The following is an 11,074-nucleotide window of genomic DNA, read 5'->3' on the forward strand; positions in this document are numbered from 1 at the left end:
TCCGGTTAAGCAACGATGACCTCACTCCTCGCGCAGCAGCGTTGCCGGATCAATCGACAGAGCGCGCTGCGCCGGAATCCAGGTAGCCACAAGCCCCAGCAAAGCCATCGCCAGGACGACTCCGACCAGCACAAGCGGATCGCGCGGAGTGGCCTGATACACGATAAAGGCCAGCACCCTGGTCGCCAGAAGTCCGAGAAGCAGTCCTGCCGCCGAACCAATTGCCAATAGTTTGATCGCGCGTCCCAGGGCAGCTTGCAGCACTTCTTTACGCTGTGCCCCGAGAGCGATACGGATTCCGAGTTCCCGCAGGCGTTTGCTGACCGAATAGGCAGCCATGCCAAAGATGCCGGTGACTGCCAGCATTGCGCCCAACAAGCCCATTACACCCAGAGCCTTTGTCGCCATCTGGGAGGGAAACAGAGATATGCCAATCTCATCGTAACGGGCCTCAATCTGAACCGGCAGCCCTGGATCCAGTCGCCGCAACGCGCTCCTTATGGCTTCGCCCAATTGCTGCGTGTCACGATGCGAGCGAACCACCAGCCATGCAGAGTTCGAAGGGTATTGCAGGATTGGGAGAAACATCGCCGCCTGTGGATCTTCGGTAATGCCCCCGTACTTTCCATCTTGTGCAACTCCCACCACTTCTATGCGCGATCCATCCGGCATCTTAAAGTGGCCGCCCACGGCACTTTCTACTGAGCCAAAAATTCTGCGCGCAAACTCCCGGTTCACAATGGCAACGCGTGGCGAATTTTTGTCGTCATGCCATGTGAACGACCTGCCGGACAGCAAAGTAGTGCCCTCGGCGCGAAGGTAATCGGGAGATATGTGGTACATGTAGACGCTGGCAGCAGCATTTACTGATCTTAGGTCTGTTGTTCTGTCGGTAAATATATCCGAGTTGCTGAAGTCATTCAGCAGTAGCGCATCCGTCAATCCCACCGCCTCTACGCCGGGAATCACCGCGATGGCATCCATCATGCGCTTTTGCATTGGAGCCACTCGGTCACCGTCGTAGCCGGCCATGTGGAGATCGGCGCCCACCAGCAGGGCATTTCGTGGTTTAAAACCGTAATTGCTGTTCAGGGCCCGCATCATCCCACGCACCGCAACGAGCGAAGACGTGACCAGTACCGCGCAGATTGCAATCTGCACACCGAGCAATCCATCCCGGGCCGTCATGCGCGGTGCGGCAGCCCTGGCCGATCCCAATTTGACGACCTCATACGGATTCGTGTGGAGCACCTGCTTCACCGGGACCACTCCAAAGAGAAGTCCGCTGAGTATGCTCAGCAGAAAAGCCAGCCCATAAACGGTGGCGTCCGGTTGCACAGGCGTGTAAATGGGAAAATTCCCAAAAGGCTGCCATTCGCTCAGCCGGTGCAGCAGTAAAATGCTGGCCGACATTCCGACGATGCCTCCGGCAAGCGAAATCAGCAGAGCTTCGGTAAGCAGACTCCGCAGAACGCGTTTGCGGCTTGATCCGAGCGCGAGTCGCAGAGCAACCTCACGCCCACGGTCGGCGGCGCGCGCGGCAAACAGGCTGCCCAGGTTTGCGCACGCGGCCAGCAGAATCAGCACCGCCAAAAGCATCAATCCGGCCATGAATGCTCGTACCGGCTCGCCGAACTCATCGCCAAAAAGACCCGGACGCGCCAGGAGAAAGCTCATCTGGCGTTCCTCGTTGGGATAGGTCTTTTCCAGATATGAGCCAATCGAGTTCAGATCAGCTGCGCCCTGCGACACGGTTACTCCCGGCTTCAGGTGTCCGACGGTCATAAACACCCAACGGCTTCCGCGGTCGCTTAGATCATTTGCCCCACTAACCTGCTCATGGTTCACCATTGGCACAAAGAAATTGGGAGAGGCGAACACGATCGTTCCGCGAAATTCGGGAGGAGCCACGCCGAGAATAGTAAAAGGGTGTTTGTTGATCTGAACGGCGCGGCCCACTACTCCGCGATCATCGTGAAAGTGACTGTGCCAATATTCGTAGCTGAGCACGATATAAGGAGCGCTATCCGCGCCATGCTCATCGGAAGCATGGAAGAAGCGGCCAAAATACGGCTGAATCCGTAAGGCGTCAAAATAATTGCCGCTGGTTTCCAGGCCCCAGACAAGAGATGGATTGTTACCAGTGTCCAGCGCTACCTGAGAGACTCGAAAAGCAGCCAGGCCATCAAAACTACGATTGCGATCGCGCAAGTCGAGATATTCGGGGTACGACTCACTCATGTCCTTATTGCTCGCGCGCTCAATTGTGTAAAGGCTCTGTGCATCCGGTACATTCAGCGGTCGCAGGATAAGCCCGTTCATAACGCTGAAAACCACCGCGTTTGCGCCGATTGCCAACGCCAGGGTCAAGACGGCCGTAACTGTGAAGCCCGGAGATTTGCGCAAAAGCCGAAGACTGAAGCGCACGTCTTGAATAAGAGTCTCGACAAAGTTCCCACCCAGCGCTTCGTGCGACTCTTCCTTGTAGCGTTCGTAGCCGCCGAACTCGATACTCGCGCGCCGTTCCGCTTCAGCTCGTGGAATGCCGGAACGTTCCAGATCATCAGCACGGAGTTGGATGTGCGAGCGAAGCTCCTCATCCATCTCATTCGCGGTCTGAGAACGATGAATAAATTTAGCGATTACGGAACGAAAGTAAGCCAATATCTTCATACTTCCTCCCGGAGGACGAGAACTTCATTCGTCCCGAAGCAGAATCAAAGGATCCACTGACAAAGCGCGTTGTGCTGGAATCCAGGTGGCCAGCAGCCCCAGCAGCGACATAGCCAGAACGACTCCAGCCAGTACCAGCGGATCGCGTGGAGTTGCCTGATACACAATGAACGCCAGTACCCGGCTTGCGAGCAGGCCAAGCAGCAATCCTGCCGCCGAGCCAAATGCCAGCAGCCTGACGGCCCGCCCCAAAGCGGCCTGCAGCACTTCCCTCCGTTGTGCGCCGAGGGCAATGCGAATACCCATTTCTCGCATTCGCTTACTTACTGAATATGCAGCCATTCCGAAGATGCCGGTCACGGCCAGCATTGCGCCCATTACACCAAGAATGCCCAGCGCCATCGTTGCCGCGCGTGGAACAAATAACGCGGTGTCCAGTTTCTTATGCCATGTATTGATCGTGAATGGGAGTCCGGCATCGAGGCCTCGCAGCACGCGTTCCAGTTCCGTTGCCAGTTGCTGCGGGTCGCGACGTGACCGCACCAGCAACCACGTGCTGCTGGATGGGAATTGCAGAATGGAAACGAACATGGCCGGTTGCGGATCTTCGGCCAGGGTCTTGTATTTTCCGTCTTCGGCCACACCAACAACCTGCACGCGCGTGCCACCCCAGATCTTGAAGTAGCCGCCGATGGCTTTATCGACAGAGCCGAAAACCTTACGCGCAAACTCCTCGTTCACAACAGCGACGCGCGGAGCATTCTTATCGTCATGCCATGTAAATGCCCTTCCCGCAATCAGTGTTGTCGCAGCGGCCTTGAAGTATCCCGGCGAGATGCGGTACTCCATCGAATCCGCGGCGCCATTGGACGGCCTGTAGTCCGTCGTGCTGTCGGCAAACACAGTCGAGTCGCGCCAGCCCAGGTTCAGCGGAATGCCGTCGGCATAGCCCGCGGCAGTGACTCCGGGAATGGCCGCGACCGCATCCTGAATGCGCCTCTGCATGGCCTGAACTTGATCGCCGCTATACCTGGCCATGTCGAGGTCTGTGTTCACCTGCATGGTGTTCTGAGGATCAAAACCGAAATTGCTGTGCAGCGACCGCACCATCCCACGCACAGCCACCAACGATGCAGTGACAAGCATCGCGCACACGGCGATCTGTCCGGTCAAAAGTACATCGCGCAACGTGAAACGCCGCGTACCTGCCGCTCCCACAGGTCCGGACTTGATCACCAGATACGGGTCAGCCTTCATGATCTGTCGCGCAGGCACAATCCCGAAGAGAAAACCACTCGCCACAGCCATCACCAAGGCGGCGATATAAGTGCTCGCATTAGGATTGACCGGCACATTGATAGGCATATCCGGGACAGGTTGCCATGCGCTCAGCCAATGCAGTAGCAAGACGGCTGCCAGCATTCCGAGCACGCCCCCGATCAGTGACACCAGAGCCGCTTCTGTCAGCAACTGCCGCAGGATCCTTTTGCGGGTGGAACCGAGCGCCAGGCGCAGCGCAACCTCCCGGGAACGGTCCGCGGTGCGCGCAGCGAAGAGACTCCCCAGGTTGGCGCAAGCGGCCAGCATAATCAGGCCGGCCAGCGCCATCAGTCCTCCTGCAAAAGCGCGCACCGGCCCACCCAGCATGTTGCCGATCAGCCCGGGACGCGCCAGTGAGAAGCGAATGCCGTCATCGTCTTTCGGATAGGTCTTCGCCAGGTATGAGGCGACTAAGTTGAGATCAGCAGCGGCCTCGGCCGGAGTCACACCCGGCGTCAGATGGCCCGCCAGCCACAGACCGCGCTCTCCGCGCGAAGTCAGTCCGCTGTAGCCCTCGATCTGTTCTTTATTGACCAGCGGTGCCCAAAGGTCTGGCGCAAAGAACAGCTCTGTGCCTCGGAACTGCGGAGGCGCCACGCCAAGAACGGTATAGGGAAACTTGTTCAGTTCAAGGGCACGGCCTACAACGCTGGGGTCGCCCAGGAAATGACTCCGCCAATAGTCATAACTAAGAACGATATAGGGAGCGCTGTTTGGGCCATGCTCGTCGGCACTATGAAAAAAGCGGCCAAGATAGGGCTGAATCTTCAGTTCGTCAAAGTAATTCCCGCTTGTCTCGTAGAGCCAGATTGGCGAAGCTCTATCTCCGGCATACAGTCCCGCGGGCGCCATCTCATAAGCCACAATCCCATCGAAACTCCGGTTGCGGTCGCGCAGGTCGAGATAGTCAGGATATGAATGAGACGACCAATCGTTGTGCTGAATTGTGGGCTGGATTGCGTACAGGTTTTGCGCATCCGGGACATTGAGCGGACGCAGCACCAGCGCGTCGAGCACCCCGAAGACCACAGCATTCGCTCCAATTGCTAATGCCAGAGTCAAGACGGCGGTAATTGCGAATCCCGGAGATTTGTGCAATAGCCGAAGGCTGAAGCGCACATCCTGAACAAGAGTCTCGACAAAGTTCCCGCCCAGCGCTTCGTGCGATTCCTCCTTGTAACGTTCGTATCCGCCGAACTCAATGCGCGCCCGCCGTTCTGCTTCAACACGACCCAGGCCCTCGCGTTCCAGATCATCGGCCCTGAGCTGGATGTGCAAACGAAGCTCCTCGTCCATATCATTGGCGGTTTGAGAATGACGAAAGAACTTGGCTGCAACGGAACGAAGCCATGCAAAGAATCTCATGTTTCCTCCGGTTGCGCAGCGAGTGCGCATCCAATGGCCGTTGCAAGTCGATTCCAGTTGTCTGTCTCCTCGCGCAAACGATTGCGGCCCGCAGCCGTCAGCTCATAGAACTTGGCGCGGCGATTGTTCTCCGATGTGCCCCAGCTTGCTTTGAGTAATCCCTGGCGGACGAGGCGAAACAGACCGGGATAGAGCGCTCCTTGTTCGATCAGCAGCGCATTTCCGGAGATCTGCCCAATCCGCAGAAGAACGCCGTACCCGTGTAGTGGCCCGAGCGAAACCGCCCGCAGGATGAGAAGATCGAGCGTTCCCGGAAGCAATTGAGCCTGGTCAGTCACATGCCCTCCTAAAATGATTAGGAGAGTATCCTGCCACTCCTAAGCTGTCAAGGAGAAAATGAGAATCTCCGCAAATGATTCAACTGCTAAGGCATAACCAAAAATAGGCGATGGCATGGTTTTAAGGGGCACCTCATGAAACTATGCACCGAGATAGATTCAGGTTTCATTGGGCCTTATTGCGGATTATGCTGTGAATGCTCGCAGCCTCACCCAAGTTTTACAAGGAGGTATTGTGTCGCAAGATATGCAAAAAGACGGCATGTCGGTCGGCTCGTTCATCGTCAGCTTTGGTGATGCCTCGACGGCGGAAGGCAATCAGTTTGCTGGCACCCTTGCCGAAACGCTTCGGGACTTAGATCCCACCATCGTTGTAGACCGTCAACGCGAGCGTGCCGATACGCAGGATTTCGGTGCAACTCTGGCGGTCATGGCTGGAACTGCGGCAGCAACCGCTCTTGCCAAGGGAATTGCCGCCTGGCTGGCCCGGAACAGCGGGGCGCATATTGAGATCAGGCGCGAGGGCGAAGTAGTGCTTGTTGCCTCGCATCTTGACAGTAAGGACGTTCCGCGCATCGCAGAGGCGCTTTCAAGGAAGCCGTAGCAATGGCTGCAAGTGAGCCAAACCCCCGCCAGACACTGGCTGTTCTCTTCGGCGCCAGTTCTTACCGCCGTGCGCCCAAACTGGCTCAGGGACGCTCCTTTTACAACTCCGCCCAGGACTTCCACGAATATCTCATCGCCACTGAAGGTCTCGGCATTCCCCGCGAGAACATCAACTGGCTCTTTGACGACAGCCGCTCGCCCAGCGATCAATTGCAGGACATCCGGGATTTTCTCGAGAGCCGCTCGATGCGTCTCAAGAGTGAGGGAGCCGAGCCGCAGGACCTGATCCTCTACTACGTCGGTCACGGACTCTTCTGGGGCTCCGACCACACCTATTCCTTTGCCATTCGCGCAACCAACGAAGACAGCGAAGGCCTGACCAGCATCCGCGCCGGCGATCTCGCCTCTGTTATCAAAGCGCAGGCCCGGTTCCTGCGAAAATTCCTGATCCTCGATTGCTGTTTCTCTGCCGCAGCCTACAAGGAGTTCCAGTCCGGCCCACTCACAGCCAGCCGCGTAAAGCTGCTCGACGACCTTCCCCAAAGAGGAACAACACTTCTTTGTTCAGCCAGCGCGCAGGACCCATCGCTCGCTCCTTCCGGTCTCTCGCGCACTATGTTTTCGAACGGCCTCCTGAAGGCCCTCCGTCAGGGACATGCTTCTTTAGGCCCGCGTCTCTCACTTTGCGAACTCGGCGACTTGGTCAAACTACAAATACGCGAAGACTATCCCGACACCGGTGTCCGCCCGGAAATCCATTCACCCGACCAACGCGAAGGAGACGTAGGCTGCGTCCCCGTCTTCCCTAACCCCGCCTATCTCGAAGCCCAACGGAAAGCTGGAGAAGAGCTGGCGCAAGAGGCAACTGAAGCGGAACGCAGAGCGCATGAAGCAGCACGGGTGGCTCAACACAAAGCCGAAGTGGAAGCAGAGACAGCACGAGTCGAAGCGGAGCAACGCGAAAAAGCAGCGGTGGACCGACGCATACGTGAGGCAGAAGAGGAAGCTCAGCGAAGGGCCGAAGAAGAACGAATGGGAGCAGAAGCTGAAGCACGCGATAACGCCGAACGTCGTGCACGAGAGGCCGCCGAGGCAGTTCAGCGCAAAGCCGAAACAGAGAAAACCCTATTGGCAACAGAGGTAGAGAAAAAAGCACAAGTGGAACGCCACGCACAAGTGGCGGCAGGGAGATCACGACTCGAAGCGGAAGCGCATGCAAAGGCCGAATCGAAGGCACCTGAAAAAGCAACTGAAGAGCATAGCAATCAAGCGACCCGAGTAGCTCTTGTTGCCGGCACACAAAAAGAACCAGCTAACGAGGCTGTTACGACGGATACAGCAAAAGGCCATCGACGCAGAATCTGGATCGCCGCTTCAATTGCACTCGTAGTTCTTGGCGTAAGCCTCAATTTCTACTTCTTTTTCAGGGATGCGAGCTTGTTCACATTACATCAACCTGAGATAAGCAGGATCGCTTGGGTAGACAATGAGCGGCTCGCGACGGATGGTCTTGATTTGAAAATATGGGATGGGGACAATGGACGAGAACTGCGTAGCTTAGGGCATGCTTTTTTTGGTGTTGCCTGGAGCCCTGATGGCAAGCGGTTGGCTTCAAGGACTGGACATGGTGAAGCAAAGATCTGGGATGCGGCGACTGGACAGCAGTTATTAGATTTGCATGGCCACACAGCTGAAGTGACCAGCATAGCTTGGAGTCCGGATGGCAATCGGCTGGCCACGGGAAGTGACGATACTACAACCAAAATCTGGGACGCAGGGAGCGGTCAGGAATTGCTTGACCTGCCCAGTCAGGGCCACGGCGCTGATGTCGAGAGCATAGCTTGGAGCCCGGATGGAAAGTGGCTGGCAACCGCAGGTGATTTCAACATGGCGATCATATGGGATGCTGCCAGCGGGCAGAAACTCCGGTCCCTCGTGACAGGCCCAAGTACTCTTTGGTGCATAGCCTGGAGCCCAGACGGGAAGCGTTTGGCGATCGCAAACGATAGTGTGACGGTGAACATTTGGGATGTGAATAGCGAAAAGGAAGTACTGGCTTTGAGCGATCACTCTGCAACTGTTGTCGCGTGGAGCCCGGATGGAGAATGGATTGCGACGGCAGGTTATGATCAGGTTGTAAGGATCTGGGATACCCGCAGCGGGCACAGACTCACGACTCTGCACGGCCACAGTGCAAAAGTGATTGATGTGGCCTGGAGCCCGGATAGCAGGCGACTGGCCTCGGCGAGCTACGATGGCTGGGTAAAGATCTGGAAGGTCGACAGCAAGAAATAAAACGCTGGTTTGGTCCGATTATTTGGAGCCCTGCGATATGAAGAAGACACGCTGTCAGGTATGGGATTTCGTCTGACCTGCTATTCGGAAATAGGAACTCCTCGCCAAGACCCTAAGCAATCGGCCCTGGCAAAGCAGGACCAGAGCAAGTCAATGCAGCCAACCCTCTTTGTTTGGATGAATTTGCAGAAAAGATAAGGGGAGGATATAGCCTCACAAGGCAATCCGTTCCCGACGGTAGGCAGACCAGAAGAATTGAGCGGACACAAAAGTTTCATGCTCACAAAGGTTTGACCTTGCCCGTCTACACACCTATAATTTCGTTTGAGTTCCTGAGAATGTCCTCTGTCCGTGTTTCTGCTTCGCCTCTCCGGCTTTTCCGGCCGGATAGCCGCACCCACGAAGCGCCTCAGATAGGAAAGCCAGGAAGCGAAAGTTCGCTTCCGCACAGAAATGCGGGCGACAACACCCAAGAACCGAAGGAGTTTCACATTTCCATGAAGCGTTCGTTAACACTCGTTTGCATGCTTGCGTCCGGGCTCTGCGTCAGCGCCCTGGCCCAGGCCGGCACTACAGATCCGGCGCCCAATGCCCCCTCAGCCGCCGCCGCGGTTGCCCCGACGGGCGCAACCAAGATCGCCGTCATCATGTTCCAGCCAGCCGTCATGCAGACCAACGAAGGCCAGCGCAACTTTGCCGATCTGCAGAAGAAGTACGACCCCAAGCGGACCCAGCTCAAGGGGATGAGCGATGAAATCGATAACCTCAAGAAGCAGCTTCAGGCCGCCGGCACGAACCTCAGCGATGTCGAGCGCCAGAACCGCCTCAAAGTGATCGACGAGAAGGAAAAAGCCTTCCAGCGCCTCGGCGAAGACACGCAGAATGACTTCCAGCAGGATCTGCAGCAGACCTACACGCAGTTGGCCGAAAAGGTCTTTACCGTCCTCCAGAGCTACGCTGAACAGAACGGCTACTCGGTTGTCATTGACGGCAGTACCCAGCAGAGCCCTGTCCTCTGGGCTAACAAAGGCACTGACATCTCCGCAGCCGTCATCCAGGCCTACAACCAGAAGTCCGGCGTTCCTGCCCCCGCCACCCCAGCTGCGAGCAGCACACCTTCGGCTCCGACGCCGCACACGACCACCCCGCGTCCAGCGAGCACCACTCCAAAGCAGTAACACAGCTTATATTCAAAGCCAAAGGAACCCCATTTTTTGGGGTTCTTTGGCTTTTCAGGTCAGGAAACAAAGAATTGCACGCGTCTGCCCGGAACTCTGTGGAAAAAATTGTGGAAGAAATTCCCCGCGGCAGATCGCGTTCTCTGAAAAAACCCGTGAATTCTGACAGGCAGCAACTACTGCGCCTGCAACTTCTTTATTTTCAATAAGGAAACATTACGAAAGTACTCTTGCCCGTGAACAAAAACAAATAGCCTATTCACGGCCATTGCATTTGCACTTTCCACAGGTCAGGTTAAAGCCGGATGACTATACAAGCCGCGCCTGACCAAAAATTTGTGTCAACGTCCACTGTCTTCGCCAACCTTCAGCACGGCCAGAAACGCCTCCTGTGGAATATCGACTTTCCCGATGCGTTTCATGCGTTTCTTGCCCTCTTTTTGCTTCTCCAGCAGCTTCCTTTTGCGTGATATATCGCCGCCATAGCACTTGGCCAGCACATTCTTGCGCAGCGCCGAAACGGTCTCGCGCGCCACGACCTTTGACCCAATCGCCGCCTGAATGGCCACCTCAAACTGCTGTCGTGGAATCAGCTCGCGCATCTTTGAAACCAGCGCCCGCCCACGCTCGTAGGCAAATTCGCGGTGCACAATGATCGACAGCGCATCCACCGGTTCGCCCGAAACGAGGATGTCCATCTTTACCATCGGCGAATCCCATGTGCCGGAAAGATGGTAGTCCAGCGAAGCGTATCCACGCGAAACCGACTTCAGCCGGTCGTAGAAATCCAGCACGATCTCATTCAGCGGCAATTCATATGTCAGCATCACGCGCGTTGCTGTGACATACTCGAAATTCTTCTGCCGCCCGCGCTTCTCTTCGACTAGCTTCAGGATTCCGCCTACATATTCTTCGTTGGTAAGAATTGTCGCCGTGATAATCGGCTCTTCAATCTTTTCAATCTCACCCGGATCGGGCCAGCGCGATGGATTATCAACCTCAAGCACAGAGCCGTCAGTCATCGTGATCTTGTAGCGCACGCCTGGCGCGGTCGTAATCAGGTCAAGATCAAATTCGCGCTCCAGCCGCTCCTGAATGATTTCCATGTGCAACAAGCCGAGGAATCCGCATCGAAAGCCGAACCCGAGCGCCACCGAGCTTTCCGGTTCGAAGAAGAACGATGAGTCGTTGAGCCGAAGCTTTTCAAGCGCTTCGCGAAGCTGTGTATGCTCGTGGGCATCGACCGTATAGAGTCCCGCGAACACCATGGGCTTGATTTCTTCGAACCCGGGCAACGGC

6 protein-coding genes and 1 pseudogene are annotated in these 11,074 nt (G+C 56.3%); 3 read left to right on the top strand and 4 right to left on the bottom strand.

Features of this window, described 5'->3' with window-relative positions; genetic code table 11:
* Window positions 1–21: 21 nt before the first annotated feature.
* From VEV40_RS20335 to VEV40_RS20345, 3 genes are read right to left on the bottom strand one after another with little or no spacing between them, the layout of a single operon-like run.
* Complete coding sequence (locus VEV40_RS20335; protein ID WP_324834909.1) at window positions 22–2,673, bottom strand: ABC transporter permease; 2,652 nt, start codon at window positions 2,671–2,673, stop codon at window positions 22–24.
* A gap of 24 nt (window positions 2,674–2,697) precedes the next feature.
* Complete coding sequence (locus VEV40_RS20340) at window positions 2,698–5,358, bottom strand: ABC transporter permease (RefSeq protein ID WP_324834910.1); 2,661 nt, start codon at window positions 5,356–5,358, stop codon at window positions 2,698–2,700.
* On the bottom strand, window positions 5,355–5,696 hold the full coding sequence (locus tag VEV40_RS20345; protein WP_324834911.1) for a PadR family transcriptional regulator: 342 nt from the start codon (window positions 5,694–5,696) through the stop codon (window positions 5,355–5,357). The genes VEV40_RS20340 and VEV40_RS20345 overlap by 4 nt, the downstream gene beginning before the upstream one ends.
* A gap of 235 nt (window positions 5,697–5,931) precedes the next feature.
* Here VEV40_RS20345 and VEV40_RS20350 point away from each other — a divergent pair, with 235 nt between their 5' ends.
* From VEV40_RS20350 to VEV40_RS20360, 3 genes are all read left to right on the top strand, one after another.
* Complete coding sequence (locus VEV40_RS20350) at window positions 5,932–6,300, top strand: effector-associated constant component EACC1 (RefSeq protein WP_324834912.1); 369 nt, start codon at window positions 5,932–5,934, stop codon at window positions 6,298–6,300.
* 2 nt (window positions 6,301–6,302) lie between these two features.
* Entirely contained in the window at window positions 6,303–8,597 is a 2,295-nt protein-coding gene (locus VEV40_RS20355) for an eIF2A-related protein (RefSeq protein ID WP_324834913.1), read from the top strand.
* A 497-nt stretch (window positions 8,598–9,094) separates the two neighbouring features.
* The gene (locus VEV40_RS20360; protein WP_324834914.1) at window positions 9,095–9,775 is read left to right on the top strand and encodes an OmpH family outer membrane protein; all 681 of its coding nucleotides are present in this window, start codon (window positions 9,095–9,097) and stop codon (window positions 9,773–9,775) included.
* A gap of 341 nt (window positions 9,776–10,116) precedes the next feature.
* Here VEV40_RS20360 and VEV40_RS20365 read toward each other — a convergent pair.
* Window positions 10,117–11,074: pseudogene (locus VEV40_RS20365) on the bottom strand (elongation factor 4); the annotation flags it as partial.

The sequence above is a fragment of the Alloacidobacterium sp. genome (assembly GCF_035631355.1).
Taxonomy (GTDB): domain Bacteria; phylum Acidobacteriota; class Terriglobia; order Terriglobales; family Acidobacteriaceae; genus Alloacidobacterium.

Bases quoted from the DNA above. Each gene is read 5' to 3' on its own strand.
- VEV40_RS20355 (WP_324834913.1), top strand. From the start codon at position 6,303: ATGGCTGCAAGTGAGCCAAACCCCCGCCAGACACTGGCTGTTCTCTTC.
- VEV40_RS20335 (WP_324834909.1), bottom strand. From the start codon at position 2,673: ATGAAGATATTGGCTTACTTTCGTTCCGTAATCGCTAAATTTATTCAT.
- VEV40_RS20360 (WP_324834914.1), top strand. From the start codon at position 9,095: ATGAAGCGTTCGTTAACACTCGTTTGCATGCTTGCGTCCGGGCTCTGC.
- VEV40_RS20340 (WP_324834910.1), bottom strand. From the start codon at position 5,358: ATGAGATTCTTTGCATGGCTTCGTTCCGTTGCAGCCAAGTTCTTTCGT.